The sequence below is a fragment of the Stutzerimonas stutzeri genome (assembly GCF_002890915.1).
GTDB lineage: Bacteria > Pseudomonadota > Gammaproteobacteria > Pseudomonadales > Pseudomonadaceae > Stutzerimonas > Stutzerimonas stutzeri_AF.
On sequence record NZ_POUT01000004.1, the window covers coordinates 265270 to 279997 of the forward strand.

The following is a 14728-nucleotide window of genomic DNA, read 5'->3' on the forward strand; positions in this document are numbered from 1 at the left end:
ACCATGAGGAAGGATCCCCGATGACTGCCTTGACCCGCTCTTCGCTGGAATATGACACAGACAACCGCATCGACCTCGCCGGCATCATGCGCACCGCCTACGACCACAAGGCGCTGATCGCCAGCATCACCGGACTGTTCGCCGTGCTGGGCATTGCCTATGCGCTGGTCGCCACGCCGATCTACCAGGCCAGCGCGATGATCCAGATCGAACCGAAGAAAGGCGCCATCACCGGGGTGCCGGAGATCGTTCCAAGGCCCGACTCGGTATCCCAGGCGACCACCGAGATCTCCCTGCTGAAATCGCGCGCAGTACTGGGCAAGGCGGTGGAGGGACTCAAGCTCTACATCACCGCCAGGCCACGACATTTCCCGTTGATCGGCAGCTACCTGGCGCGCAGGCATGACCCGTCGACCGACGGCGCCCTGGCCGCACCGCTGTTCGGCCTGGACGGCTACGCCTGGGGCGGCGAGAAGCTCGAGGTTTTCCAGCTGGACGTACCCGATGCCTATCTCGGTCAGAAACTCACCCTGGTCGCCGGCACCGCCGGCAACTACAGCCTCTACGACGACGACACGCAGCTGATCCTGCGCGGGCAGATCGGCCAGGCCGTGGAAAGCCAGGGCTTCAAGGTGCAGATCGCCGAGCTGGCCGCCCACCCGGGCACCGAGTTCGTGCTGTTCAGGAACCGCCCGCAGACCACCGCGCTGGACTATCAGAAGCGCCTGAAGGTCGGCGAGGCCGGCAAGGACTCCGGGATCATCTATATGTCCCTGGAAGACCCGGACCCGCAGTTGGCCAACCGTGTGCTGGATGAAATCAGTCGGCTCTACGTCCACCAGAACATCCAGCGCAGCTCGGCCGAAGCCGCCCAGCGCCTGGAATTCCTCCGCTCGCAACTGCCCCAGGTACGCAAGGAGCTGGAGCGGGCCGAGGACGCGCTGAACGCCTACCAGACCAGCGCCAAGTCGGTGGATATCAGCATCGAGACCAAGGGGGTGCTGGATCAGATCGTCGCGCTGGAAACGCAGCTCTCCGAACTCACCCTCAAGCGCGTGGAATACGACCGCCTCTACACCCATGAGCACCCGACCTATCGCACGCTGATGACGCAAATGAACGAGCTGCAGGCGCAGAAGGCCCAGCTGCTGAAGAAAGTCGACGCCCTTCCCATGACGCAGCAGGAGCTGCTGCGCCTCAAGCGTGACATGGAAGTCACCACCCAGACCTACACGCTGGTGATGAACCAGGCCCAGGAACAGGACATCCTGCGCGCCGGCACCATCGGCAACGTGCGGATCATCGACAACGCCTACTCGATGATCGAGAAACCGGCCAAACCGGTGCGGCCGCTGGTGGTGGCGATCGCCATCTTCATCGGCCTGCTCGTCTCCGCCGCGGTGATCCTGACGCGCCAGGCGTTCTACCGCGGCGTCGAGAGCCCGGACGTGATCGAGAAGCTCGGCGTGCCGGTATATGCCGGCCTGCCCTACACCCCCCGGCAGGAGCAGCTCGACCGCACCCGCAAGGCACGCGACGGCAAGGCCAGGCTGCTCAGCCTCACCGAGCCCGGCGACCTGGCGGTCGAATCGCTGCGCAGCCTGCGCACCAGCCTCAAGTTCGCCATGCTCGAGGCGCGCAACAACGTGCTGATGATCACCAGCCCGACCCCCTCGGTGGGCAAGTCGTTCGTCTCCAGCAACCTGGCGGCGGTGATCGCCCAGACCGGCCAGCGTGTGCTGCTGATCGATGCCGACATGCGCCGCGGCTACCTGCACGCCCTGTTCGGCATGAGCCCGCGCAACGGGCTATCGGATGCGCTGGCCTCCGGCCTGAGCCTGGCCCAGGTCACCAATCGCACCGAACAGAAGAACCTGCACTTCATCCCGGCCGGCTTCACCGCACCGAACCCCTCCGAGCTGCTGATGCACGAAAACTTCTCCAGGCTGCTCAGGGAAGCGGAGAAACTCTACGACTTCATCATCATCGATACGCCACCGGCACTGGCGGTGACCGACGCGGTGCTGGTCGCCCAGCAAGCCGGCACCAGCCTGCTGGTCGCCCGCTTCGGCCTGAGCACCAGCGCGCAGATCGATGCCGCCAAGCGCCGCCTCGCGCAGAACGGCGTGCTGCTCAAGGGCGTGATCCTCAATGCCGTGAAACGCAAGGCGTCGACCTCGCCCTACGACAGCGGCGCCTACGGCTACTACAGCTACACCCAGAAAGCCTGAAACAGGGAACACTCACCAAGGAGATGTGCCGTGCTCAGAACCGTCGCGATGATGCAGCCCTACCTCTTCCCCTATCTGGGCTACTTTCAATTGATCGCCATCAGTGACGTCTTCGTGCTGGGGGACGACCTGCAATACGTGAAGGGCTCATGGATGAATCGCAACCGGGTGCTGGTCAACGGCCAGCCCAAATTGATCACCTTCCCGCTGAAGAAAGGCCACCAGGTCGAGAGCGTCAACCAGCGCTGGCTCTGCGATGACTTCGAGCGCGAGGCCGATGCGCTGTTGCGGATGCTCGAACGCTGCTACGCCAAGGCGCCGCAGCGGGAGCAGGTGCTGCCCTTGCTCCGCGACATCCTGCAATACCCCGAGCGCAACCTGGCGCTGTTCACCGAAAACTCGATTCGCCGCCTCTGCGCCTACCTGGACATCGAGACCCCGATCTATTGCGGCTCCAGCCTCGGGCTGCCGGCCAGGATGGAGATGCAGGACCGGGTCATCCAGATCTGCCATCGCATGGACGGCGAGTTGTATCTCAACCCCATCGGCGGCCTGGAGCTGTACTGCCCCGCCCGTTTCCGTGCCGATGGCCTGTTACTGCGCTTCCTGCGCATGGACGACATCACCTACGCGCAGTTCAAGCATCCATTCGTACCGTCGCTGTCGATCATCGACGTGCTGATGTTCAACAGCCGTGACGAGATCAAGGAACTCCTCCAGCGCTTCTGCGTGGTGGAGGGCCAGGAAAAACGGCCGACGCTGAGTCTGGCCTGACCGCTGCGCAGCTCATCCGGACAAACGCAGGCAACAAGGAAAGGAACGCCTCATGTCACCGAACGATGCACCCCGCTGGTACCTGATCCAGACCAAACCGCGACAGGAAGCACGCGCCGAGGAACACCTGCGCCGCCAGCACTTCGAATGCTACCGGCCGCTCAAGACACATCCCCCGCTACGCCCGGGCCAGCAGGCCAGGGCGGATGAAGCGCTGTTTCCCGGTTACCTGTTCATCCGCCTCGATTGCCTCCACGACAACTGGTATCCGATCCGCTCGACGCGCGGAGTCAGCCGGGTGGTGACCTTCGGCGGCCAACCGATACCGGTGCGCGATGAGCTGATCGAACAGCTGCGCCGGCGCCTCGCGCAGCCCGAAGGCACATCGGCCGCGGCATTCAAACCCGGCGAGCGGGTGCAGCTCAGCGGCGGCTTCGGCGACATCGAAGCCATCTTCGTCAGCAGCGATGGCGAGGAGCGCTCGGTCATCCTGCTCAAGCTGCTGCAGCGCGAGCAGAAAGTCCGGGTGCCGACCCGCTATCTCCATTGCTTCGCCTGAGACCAGGCACAGCACCGGCAAGCGCTTCAGGGCAGCCCGACAGGTTCGAACAGCGAGTCGATCGATGAAGATCCTATTTCTCAATGCGTTCTACGCCCCGCATATCGGTGGCGGGGCGGAAATCGTGCTCCGCCAGCAGGTCGAGGGGCTGCAGCGGCGCGGATGCGAGGTGGTGGTACTGGCCACGGGGTCGGAAGCGGGCCTGCACCTGCAGATCCAGGACGGCGTGCCGGTCTACCGCGCCGGGCTGGAAAACGGCTACTGGCACTACACCCAGCAGCGCCCCTCGCGCCTCGCCCGGCTCGGCTGGCACTACCGCGACCGTTACAACGCCGGCATGCGCCGCTACGTGCGCGAGGTGATCGCCCGCGAACGACCGGACATCGTGCTCAGCAACAACCTCACCGGCTGGTCGATCTCCGCCTGGGACGAGATCAGCGCCGCCGGCCTGCCCATCGTCCAGGTGCTGCACGATCTGTATCTGCTCTGCCCGAAGGACACCATGTTCAACCACGGCAAGAGCTGCCAACGTCAGTGCGGCCTGTGCTCGGCCCTGCGCCTCAGGCACGCGGCCGCCTCTGCGCAGGTGGCGACGGTGATCGGCGTCAGCCGCTTCGTGCTCGAGCGCGTCGTCGGCCAGGGCTACTTCGCCCGAGCCCGTCAGCATGTGGTGCACAACTGCACGCCGGCCAACCCCGGGCAGGATCGCCCGCCGAATAAGCAGGCCAACTACCCGCTGCGCTTCGGCTACATCGGCACGCTTTCCGATAACAAGGGCGTCGGCTGGCTGATCGAACAATTCCAACGCCTGGAGATAGATGCCCAGTTGCACATCGCCGGGCGCGGCAAGCTGGACTACGAGGCCAGGCTCAGGGCCATGGCCGACCCGGCCAAGGTCAGCTTCCTCGGCTACTGCGACAGCGATGACTTCATGCGCAGCATCGACGTGCTGGTGGTGCCCTCGCGCTGGGCCGAGCCGTTCGGCCTGGTCGCCGTCGAAGGCTGCGCCAACCACCTGCCGGTCATTGCCGCTCGCATGGGAGGGCTGCCGGAGATCATCCGCGACGAATACAACGGCCTGCTCTGTTCGCCGGACGACCCGGACTCGCTCGGCATCGCCATGCTCTGGCTGTACATCGATTGCGATCTGCGCCGAAAGCTGGGCAACCAGGCCCGCGCCAGCGTCCTGCCAATGCTGGATATGGAACGCATGCTGGACCAGTACCAGTCCATCCTGCACGAGACACTTCAGGGAACGAGTAGCCACCATGAACCAGAGCCTGTTGATCACCCCGCGACGCCGCGACTCGAATCCATTGGCATTCGACAAGCCGACGCTGCTGACGCTGGTCGTCGCCTCGCTGCTGCTGACTGAGACCTTCTCCGGCGCGCTGCGCTACTACTTCGACATGCTGGGCATTTCCTGGCTGCTGTACCTGCCCAAGGTCGCCTGCCTCGCCGCGCTGTGCCTGGAACTGCTGCGCTACCGCGGCTGGCCGCTGTTCTGGCTGGCGTTGCTGGGGCTGCTCACCTCCAGCCAGCTGGCACTGATGCATGGCGCGGAGCTGCGCAACATCGGCTTCAGCCTGTTCATCTACATTCCACTGCTGTTCGGCCTGATCTGCGGCCGGCACCTGGAACTGCGCCTGTCGCTGCTGCGCAGAATCATCGGCTTCTGCCTGATCGCATCGTTCGCCGGCATCGCCCTCGACCTGCTCACCAACGTGCCGTGGAAGGGCTACAGCTACATGGTGGGCGAGGTCGAGCTGAGCGCCAACCGCTCCTGGGCGTTCGACGATATCGACCGCATCGGTGGTTTCGCCCGGATGTCCACCGCCCTGTCGGTGATGATCGCCATCTACAGCCTGTTCATCGCCGCCTTCATCCGGTCGCGGCTGCTCAGGCTGGTGCTGTATGCCGCTGCGCTGGTCGGCATCGTGCTGACCACCAACAAGTCCACCGCGGCCGCCTATGCGCTGACCCTGCTGATGCTGGTCGTCACGGCATACCGCTTCGCCAGCGCCTCGGCATTCCTCATCGCGGTGCTGACGGGCCTGGCGCTGCCGATCGCCAGCCTGCTGCTGAGCCTGGACCCGAATGCGGCCAACAACGGCACGTTGCTGGCGTCCTTCGCCGACCGCCTGATCAACAGCTGGCCGAATTTCATCGCGGTGATCACTGGCGAGGGCTGGGGCTGGTGGGGAGCCGGCTTCGGCGTGGTGGGCAGCGCCGGCCAGATCTATCGAGTACCGGGGCTGGAGCTGCTGAGCATCGCCGACAACACCGCGCTGTACCTGTGGGGGATGCTCGGCGTATTCGGCGTGCTGCTGTACCTGTTGCTGTTCCCACTGCTGCTGCGCCTGCAGGAACGGGGGCCGCGCCTGCGCAATGCGCTGCTGCCCATCGTCTTCTGCCTCTGCCTGGTGGCCTGGGCCACCGATGTGCTGGAAGTGACCACCGCCACCTTGTTCCTCGGGCTGGCCATATCCCATGTGCTGACGCCGGCGCGAGCCCCGACGGGCATCCTGGCGGCACAGCGACTTCCCGAACTGCAACGCCTGATCTGAGAACGGACGGTCACGGATGTTTCATATGCGCTCTACCCTGCACGCAGCGCTGCTCGGCGGGCTGCTTGGCTTGTCCTTCGATGGCTCGGCGCAGCCCCTCGATGCCCCCTTCACCGTCGGCGTCTGCGCGCATGAACTGCACAAGGGCGACCCCAGCGGCCGTGCCTACGCGATGATGCGCGACGCTGGCATTACCTCCGTACGCACCGATGCCCATTGGGCCTATGTCGAGCGCCAGCGCAGCCAGCTGAAAATCGACCCATCCTGGCATCGCTACCTGACGGTGACGGCCGAGCACGGCCTGACTACCCAGTTCATCCTCGGCTACGGCAATCCGCACCACGGCAAGGGCGAGAAACCACGCAGCGAGCCGGTCAGGGCAGCCTTCAATCGCTACGTCGACTTCCTCGCCGAAACGTTCAAGGGCCGGGTGGCGTACTACGAAATCTGGAACGAGTGGGACGTGGAAGACCCGAAAGACCCGCAGTTCACCCAGGATTACGCCCGCCTGATCGCCGATGCGGCGGGCATCATCCGCCAGCGCGACCCGAACGCGAAGGTGCTCGCCGGTGCGGTGACCAGCCAGGGCATCGAATCGGGGTTCGCCCTGCGCCTCCTGGAGAATGGCGTCATGCAGTCGCTGGACGGCTTGTCGCTGCATCCCTACGTGCACTGCCGGGGCTGGCGACGCAACACCCCGGAAGCCTGGATCAAGTGGATGGACGAAGTCGACAAGACGCTGACCCGCGCCGCCGGACGACCGGTGCCGCTCTACCTGACCGAAATGGCCTGGCCATCGCACCAGGGCGCCTGCGGCATCGACGAAAGCCTGCAGGCCGCCTACCTGGCCCGCAGCTTCTTCCTGGCCAGGACGTTGCCCAACATCAAGGGGATGTGGTGGTACGACTTCCGCAACGATGGCACCAACCCGCGCGAGCGCGAGCACAATTTCGGCCTAGTCCGCCAGGACTTCACGCTGAAGCCGGCCTACCTGGTACTCGCCGCCATCAGCGAAATCGCCAGCCAGTACGAATTTCGTGGGCGGGTCGAGCACGCTATCGCAGACGTGGTACTGCTGCGCTTCGCCCGTGGCGACGATGACCTGATGGTGGCCTGGAGCGCCGGCAAGCCACGCGCGGTCGAGCTGCAGCCCAGCGAGGGCAAGGCCGGGCAGCTGGCACTGCTGGATACCGCCCGGCCTCGGCGCGGCCGGATCACCACCGCCACGCGCTGGGAATGCCCGGCCAGCGGCAGTGCCTGTAGCGCAACGGTGGAGCTCGATGACTTTCCGAAGATCATCAGCCTGCGACCGGTACCGGCCGAACAATGATCGCGTCGATTCCCCGAGCGTTCGCGTAACCACCCAGGCTTCGCCAGTTTCGCCCCAGCCCCGTACGTCCCCCGAAGCGGCGCCGCAGCCGCCCCCTTGGGCCCGGCCCCCCGGATCGCCCATGCCTTCATAGGGAGAACACCGACAATGATCGTCATCAACGCACGTTTCCTGACCCAGGAAACCCGTGGTGTGCAACGTTTCGCCGAGCAGGTCTGCCTGGAGCTCGGCGCCATGCGCAAGGACCTGGTGTTCGTCGCACCGCACGCCATCCGCATGCACGAAAGCGCCGACCGGCTGCAGGTACGCCGCATCGGCCGCAACACCGGCCATCTCTGGGAGCAACTGGACCTGCCGCTGTGGCTGGCACGCCACGGCAACCCGCCGCTGGTTTCCTTGTGCAACACCGCGCCGCTGGCCTATCGCAACCAGATCGCCACCCACCACGACATCACCTACGTCCGCCACCCTGAAAGCTACTCGCGCCTCTTTCGCAGCCTCTACAAGGGGATCACCCCCGTGCTGCTCAAACGCATCAAGGCGCTGATCACGGTCAGCGACTTCTCCCGCCGGGAGATCTCGCGCTATTACGGCTATCCGAGCGCGAACATCTGCGTGATACCCAATGCCGTCGCGCCGGCGTTCCGCCCGCTCTGCGCCAGCGCGCCCGAAAGCCACACCACACCCTATCTGCTGGCCGTTTCCTCGCCCAACGCGCACAAGAACTTCACGCGGATGGTGGCGGCCTTCCTCAGCCTCGAAGGTTTCGACGAGGTCGAACTGCGCATCGTCGGCGACTCGCACTCGGTGTTCTCGGCCCCGGACTACAGCGTCAACGGCAACCAGCGCATACGCATGCTCGGCCGCCTCAGCGACGCCGAACTGGTGCAGCAATACCGGGGCGCCACGGCATTCGTCTTCCCCTCTCTGTACGAGGGCTTCGGCATACCGCCGCTGGAGGCGCAGGCCTGCGGCTGCCCGGTGATCGCCGCACGTGCCGCGTCGATCCCCGAGGTGCTCAGGGAAAGCGTGCTGTATTTCGAACCGCTGAACATCGAGGACATCGCCCGCTGCATGAGCCGCGTGCTGCAGGACGCCACCCTGCGCAACGACCTGCGCACCCTGGGGCTGGCGAATGCCGGGCGCTATTGCTGGAAGCATTCGGCGCGGGAGGTTTCACAGCTGATCGACCGGACGCTGATCGGCAAGAGCGGCCAGCCACGGCTCGCGGCCTGGTCCTCCGAACGCTCCTAGGCAAACGCGCCGCCTTGCACGGCATGACGGTGCAACGGCTTTCCACCCTCCCATTCCAGTCCATCGACCGAGGCTATCCATGGAACGCTTGGCGCATATCGACGCGCTGCGCGGCAGCGCGGTGTTGCTGGTGCTACTGCAGACCCTGTTCGTGCCGCTGCTCGGCCAGCCATGGCTGTTGCAGCACGTGCTGGATCCGGGGCTGCTGGGCATGCTCTGGTTTCTCTTGATCAGCGGCTTCGTCGTGCCGGCCAGCCTGCGGGCCAGCCATGACGATGCATACCGTTTCCTCGTCCGCCGTTTCTTGCGCCTGTTCCCGGCCTATGTCGTGGCGACCATGATCGTCGTCGCCATGCTCGGACCTGCGGCGGGCTGGTTCGCGGGTGCCACGGCAACGCTCGCCACCCCGTCGTTCGAGGTGCTCGAGCAATACGGGCCCTTGCCCGTGGTACTGGTGTTCTACCTGCTGTGCCTGGGGCTCCAGTGGAGCGGGCTGCTGCACAGCGTGAGCCTGCGTTCCGCTGTCGCCCTGCTGCTGCTCGCGCTGGCCCTGTTGCTGGCGCTGGCCCGGCAGCTGTTCATGCTGAACCTGCCGGTGACGCTGCCACTGGTGTTGTCGCTGATGTTCTTCGCCTCGGTGTGGTACGAGGCGCAGCACGAAGGCAGCAGCTACGCCCGCAGACGCGCGCGGGAGTATGCCCGGCATGCGCTGCGCTTCTATGGGTTGGTGTTGCCGGTGATCTTCCTCGCGGGCTGGGCCGCCGCACCGACCCCGGGCGAGAGCTGGCCGCGCTACCTGCTGACCTATGTCCTGGGCATCGCCGGGTTCCGCCTGCTGAGCAGTCGATTGCCGATGAACAGCCCGCTGCTGATCTGGCTCGGCAGCATCAGCTACTCGCTCTATCTGCTGCTGCCCGCGCTGCAGCAGCTGACACACAGGCTGACGACCGGCCTGGGCCTCGATGGCGGCGCCGCCGCGTTGATCACCGCGACACTCGGCATGCTGCTGGCGCTGGCTGCCGCGCAGCTGTGCCGCTACCTGGTGGAGCAACCGTTCATTCTCCTCGGCAAGCGGCTGACCGGCCGACGCGACATGCAGCCACTCGCGCGCCTGCACTCACGCTGAAAGGACCATGCGCACCTGCCCCGCGGCCACAGGCACGCGCTGCCTCATACATTCGAACAAGGAAGGTCATCCAATGAAAATCGCCATCGTTCATGACTGGCTGGTGACTTATGCCGGCGCCGAGCGGGTACTCGCCAGCTTGTGCGCAGTCTGGCCGGAAGCCGATCTGTTTGCGGTCATCGATTTCCTCTCCGATGAAGACCGTGCCCATCTGGGAGGCAAGCACGCCACCACCACCTTCATCCAGCAACTACCCAAGGCCAGGACCCACTACCAGAAATACCTGCCGCTGATGCCGCTGGCCATCGAACAGCTGGACATGTCGTCCTACGACCTGATCATCTCCAGCAGCCATGCCGTGGCCAAGGGCGTGCTGACCGGCCCCAACCAGCTGCATATCAGCTATGTGCACTCGCCGATCCGCTATGCCTGGGACCTGCAGCACCAGTACCTGCACGAGGCGAGCCTGGACCGCGGCGTCAAGGCCAAGCTCGCACGCATGCTGCTGCACTACATGCGCATGTGGGATCAGCGCACCGCCAGCGGCGTCGACGAATTCATCGCCAACTCGTACTTCATCGGGCGGCGCATCAACAAGAGCTACCGGCGCCAGTCCACGGTGATCTACCCGCCCGTGGATACTCAGCGGTTCCTCCTGCATGAGGAAAAGGGGGATTTCTATCTCACCGCCTCGCGCATGGTGCCGTACAAGAAGATCCCGCTGATCATCGAAGCCTTCGCGGCCATGCCGGACAAGCATCTGGTGGTGATCGGCACCGGCCCGGAGATGGACAAGGCCCGCGAGATCGCCGGTGCCAACGTCAGCCTGCTCGGCTACCAGAGCTTCGAGGTGCTGTTGCAGCACATGCAGCGCGCCAAGGCCTTCGTCTTCGCCGCCGAGGAGGACTTCGGCATCGCACCGATCGAGGCGCAGGCCTGTGGGACACCGGTCATCGCCTTCGGTCGTGGTGGCGTGCTGGAGACCGTACGCGGCCTCGACCATCCCCACCCCACCGGCGTGTTCTATCCCGAGCAGACCACCACTGCGATCATCGCGGCCGTGGCCAGGTTCGAAGAGCAACGCCTGCGCATCAGCCCGCAGAACTGCCGCCGGAATGCAGAGCGTTTCTCCATCGACCGCTTTCAACAGGAAATCCAGGCATTCGTCGAAGCGCGCATCAGGGAGACCGCGCTCTACGACAACCAGGAACCATTGCCTGCCCGAGCGCCCAACGTGCAGGTCTACCCGGCCGCGGTATCGCCGTGAAACACCCCTGAGCACAACCGCCCCCATGAGGATTCAAGGATGAATACTGTAAAGCTCTGGATCAGAGCCACTCGCACCCTGGGCTTCGCCCTGCTGCTTTCCTGCCCCGCCTGGGCCGCCCCGGTGGCCGAGTCGCTGACCAGCACCCCGCGTTTTTCGCCTACGCGCGATACCGGGAAGGATAACGACGGCTGCCAGAAAAGCACCCCGAGCACGATCGCCTTCAGCCTGTCATCCGCACAGGCCACAGCCGACTGCGCCCCGCTATCCGGCGACCAGACAACGCCCCAGCCACCCAGCTACCAGGGATATCGCTTCGCCGATCCGGCGGCGGATTCGTTCCTGCAGCAACCGACAGACAACAGACGATATTCATTCTGACCAGGGCCGTATCGCCCGGATACAGAGGAGCACAGCATGAGCAAAGAAGGACTGATCGGCATTGCGCTGGTCCTGGCGGATGGCTACTCGTACACGGAACTCATCCCCTTCCCGAATACGCCGGACGGCACACCGGGGGCCGGCTTCATCCGCATATTCCATTCAATCTTCGCCCCCGCCGAAGACCCCATGCCTGCGACGAATCCGATCCACCCGCCGCTCACCACGCCCGAACAGCCCTGACGGAACCGCCACGTGATGATCCAGCCCCTTGCCCGACACCGCCGCCAGAGCGCGCAAATAATCGACTTCATGCCTTGCGAGGAGCCGCTGAAGCACCGGACCACGATCGTGACGGTGACCTACGGTGACCGCCTGGCCTATCTGCAACGCATGATCGAAACGGCCCTCACCTTCGATGAGATCGGCCAGGTGCTGGTCGTCAGCAATGCCTCCAGCGCCCCCCTCGAGCAGTTGCTCGAACGCTGGCCGGCACGGGTCCGGCTCATCGAACTGGAACGCAACACCGGTTCGGCCAATGGCTATGCCGTGGGCCTGGAGGCCGCGTTGTTGGCCGGCGCGGAATATATCTGGATGATGGACGACGACAATGCCCCCACCGCCTCGGCGGTGCGAATCCTGCACCGCGAGCTCGAACGGCTCGCCCGGCAGCATGGCCAGTCGCAGGTCGCGGTGCTGGGTTTCCGCCCGACCCAGCAGGAAGACATCGCCACGGGTGTGCCGGCACGGTTCGCCATTCAACCGCGCTCCAGCTACTTCGGCTTTCACGTCGCCCAACTGCCCTACAAGCTCTGGCGGCGACTGCCCTGGGGCAAGCCGGCGGGCAAGCCGGCGCACGACATCAGCCTCCCCTTCGCGCCTTACGGAGGCATGCTGGCGCACCGCAGCCTCTACCAGAGCATCGGCCTGCCGCTACGCGAGCTGGTGCTCTATGCCGATGACACCGAATACACCCGGCGCATCACCGCCGCCGGCGGCAAGCTCTACCTGTTCACCGAGGCCGTGATCGACGAACTGGAGCTGTCCTGGAACATCAAGGCGCACACCCGCAACATCTATGAGGCCTTTCTGCTCGGCAACTCGGACTTGCGCGCCTATTACACGGCACGCAACCAGGCCTGGTTCGACAAGCACATCTGGGCCGCCCAGCCCTGGGTGTACCACCTCAACCGCGTGCTTTTCCTCTTCCTGCTACGGCAGTTCGCCCGCCGCCACCGCACGCCGGAACGCCTGGAGCTCATAGAGCAGGCGATCCGCGATGGCGAAACCCGCAGCCTGGGCATGAACGAATCCTTCCCTCTGCAATGACATCACCCCCTGGTCGTCCGCGAACCAGGCCGAATCGATCGAGAGGTCCATGCCGATGCAGACGCGGTCCCTGCAACACAGCGAAAACAACTTCGACTTCCTACGCTTCCTTGCCGCATCGCTGGTGGTGGTCGGCCACAGTTACTGGCTGTCCGGCCGCGGCATGAGCGAACCTGTGCGTCTGTTCAGCGGCAGCTACGACACCGCCGACATCGCGGTACACGTGTTCTTCGTAATGAGCGGATTCCTGATCGCCGGCTCCTGGCACAACAGCCGCAGCGCCCTGGAGTTCGTCGTGAAGCGGGCGTTGCGAATCTTTCCCGCGCTCATCATCGCGGTGCTGTTCGCCATGCTGGTGGTCGGGCCGCTGGCGACGCAACTGCCGCTCGGCCAGTACCTGGGCAGCAGCAGGACACTGGCCTATTTCAGCAACGTGGCGATGCTCACCCAGTTCCATCTACCGGGCGTATTTGCGGCCAACCCCTTCCCGGATACGGTGAATGGCTCGCTGTGGACATTGCCCTACGAAACCCTGATGTACGTGACAGTGCTGCTGCTCGGTCTGCTGAAAGTGTTCGCCAGCATGGCGCTGGCCGTGTTGCTGCTGTTGTTCGTGGTGCATTTCTACCTGTTGCCGGAGCTCGGTCTGCAGGGCGACCTGCTGTTGAAAATCACCCGGCTCGGCACGTTCTTCTACTTCGGCGTGGTGTTCTACCTGTACCGTCTGCGCATCCCCTGGAACTGGCGGATCGCCCTGGCGCTGCTCGCCCTGACCCTGCTCAGCGCCCGCACCGAGCTGTGGCAACCCCTGCATGCGCTGACGCTGCCGTATCTCACCCTCTACGTCGCACAGCTGAAGATTCCGCACCTGTCGGGCTTCGGCAAGTACGGCGATTTTTCCTACGGCATCTATATCTTCAGCTTTCCGCTCCAGCAGTTGATCATGCACTGGGCCGGGCCGGACCTGCCCCTGCCGGTGTTCATGACGCTGAGCCTGCTCGCCAGCATTCTGCTCGCGGTGTTTTCCTGGCATCTGGTCGAGGCGCCGGCGCTGTCGCTGAAGCGCTACCTGCCCAAACGCAAGCCACGGTCCGGCGCTGCGGTGATCTCGACAAATCGATGAACGCCGTATTCCAACAAGGCACGGAAAAAAGGCCAGGACGCTCACGTCCTGGCCTTTTTTGTGGTTCATCGCGCTTTCCTGGGGAAGCAAGGATTGACACCGGACTGGCAAGATTGGGTGTGTTGAATGAAAGTTTTGCTTTCATTGGCGATTAACGAGTTGCTTGAGAGCTTGGTTTCGCCCTGCTGGGCGACTCACTTTTTTCAGTCGCGAAAAAAGTAAGCAAAAACGCTTGCCCCTGCATCCGGCCCTGCGCTTCGCTCCGGGTCCGTTCTCTCCATCGCCGCTCCAGGGGCACGCCGCGAAGGGACGTCCCTGTCCCTTCGCGTCTCTCGCGGCGTCCATGCCGCTCAACCCCCTACGCAACGATTCCGCTCACCCTCCTGAAGGGGCGTTGGGTGTCGCCTGATGGTTCGTGCAGAAAGAAAAAACCAAGCCAAAGCTAACATCAGCGATCTTCCAGGTGACTCGGACTCCGTTCCCGTCAGGAGGCCGAGTGGAGGTGTCGCGCAGGAGGACGCGAGGCAGGGACGCCGAGCGAGGAACGATGGACGGGGCCGCCGAGGTAGGGACGTCCCATCGTGACGGCCCCCGGAGCGGCACCGGAAGGAGGGAAGTCTGGCCGCGCAGCGGACAGACCTGGATGTCGGGTGCCCTTCTTCTTTGGTTACGTTCTCGGCAAGCAACGAGATACGGAGCGTAGCGGAGTAACAGCCGCAGGCTGGCCCGAAGGGCGAGCGAAGCGAGTCAAGTGACTCGGCCGAGGGGCCGAAACCAGAAGTGTCAG

Annotated in this window: 13 protein-coding genes; all 13 read left to right on the plus strand. The window is 64.6% G+C overall.

Annotation, left to right across the window (positions count from 1 at the left end):
* Positions 1 to 20 precede the first annotated feature (20 nt).
* A complete protein-coding gene (locus CXK94_RS10175; protein WP_102894248.1) occupies positions 21 to 2231 on the plus strand; it encodes a polysaccharide biosynthesis tyrosine autokinase in 2211 nt (736 codons plus the stop codon).
* Positions 2232 to 2261: 30 nt separating this feature from the next.
* Entirely contained in the window at positions 2262 to 3005 is a 744-nt protein-coding gene (locus tag CXK94_RS10180; protein WP_102894249.1) for a WbqC family protein, read from the plus strand.
* A 52-nt stretch (positions 3006 to 3057) separates the two neighbouring features.
* Entirely contained in the window at positions 3058 to 3564 is a 507-nt protein-coding gene (gene rfaH, locus CXK94_RS10185; RefSeq protein WP_102894250.1) for a transcription/translation regulatory transformer protein RfaH, read from the plus strand.
* Positions 3565 to 3628: 64 nt separating this feature from the next.
* Positions 3629 to 4939: a glycosyltransferase family 4 protein gene (locus tag CXK94_RS10190; RefSeq protein ID WP_102894251.1), complete on the plus strand. Its 1311-nt coding sequence runs from the start codon at positions 3629 to 3631 to the stop codon at positions 4937 to 4939.
* Positions 4833 to 6131: a hypothetical protein gene (locus CXK94_RS10195; RefSeq protein WP_102894252.1), complete on the plus strand. Its 1299-nt coding sequence runs from the start codon at positions 4833 to 4835 to the stop codon at positions 6129 to 6131. The genes CXK94_RS10190 and CXK94_RS10195 overlap by 107 nt, the downstream gene beginning before the upstream one ends.
* Before the next feature lie 16 nt (positions 6132 to 6147).
* A complete protein-coding gene (locus CXK94_RS10200) occupies positions 6148 to 7461 on the plus strand; it encodes a hypothetical protein (protein WP_102894253.1) in 1314 nt (437 codons plus the stop codon).
* A 147-nt stretch (positions 7462 to 7608) separates the two neighbouring features.
* On the plus strand, positions 7609 to 8715 hold the full coding sequence (locus CXK94_RS10205; RefSeq protein WP_037037597.1) for a glycosyltransferase family 4 protein: 1107 nt from the start codon (positions 7609 to 7611) through the stop codon (positions 8713 to 8715).
* Between the two features lie 79 nt (positions 8716 to 8794).
* Positions 8795 to 9841, plus strand: coding sequence for an acyltransferase family protein (locus CXK94_RS10210; RefSeq protein WP_102894254.1), 1047 nt, complete (start codon positions 8795 to 8797; stop codon positions 9839 to 9841).
* Positions 9842 to 9914: 73 nt separating this feature from the next.
* Entirely contained in the window at positions 9915 to 11108 is a 1194-nt protein-coding gene (locus CXK94_RS10215) for a glycosyltransferase family 4 protein (RefSeq protein WP_102894255.1), read from the plus strand.
* Positions 11109 to 11147: 39 nt separating this feature from the next.
* Positions 11148 to 11489, plus strand: coding sequence for a hypothetical protein (locus CXK94_RS10220; protein ID WP_102894256.1), 342 nt, complete (start codon positions 11148 to 11150; stop codon positions 11487 to 11489).
* Between the two features lie 36 nt (positions 11490 to 11525).
* Positions 11526 to 11732, plus strand: a complete 207-nt coding sequence (locus CXK94_RS10225) for a hypothetical protein (RefSeq protein ID WP_102894257.1) — start codon at positions 11526 to 11528, stop codon at positions 11730 to 11732.
* Between the two features lie 69 nt (positions 11733 to 11801).
* Positions 11802 to 12818, plus strand: a complete 1017-nt coding sequence (locus CXK94_RS10230; RefSeq protein ID WP_102894307.1) for a glycosyltransferase — start codon at positions 11802 to 11804, stop codon at positions 12816 to 12818.
* Positions 12819 to 12873: 55 nt separating this feature from the next.
* The gene (locus CXK94_RS10235; RefSeq protein WP_102894308.1) at positions 12874 to 13941 is read left to right on the plus strand and encodes an acyltransferase family protein; all 1068 of its coding nucleotides are present in this window, start codon (positions 12874 to 12876) and stop codon (positions 13939 to 13941) included.
* Positions 13942 to 14728 lie beyond the last annotated feature (787 nt).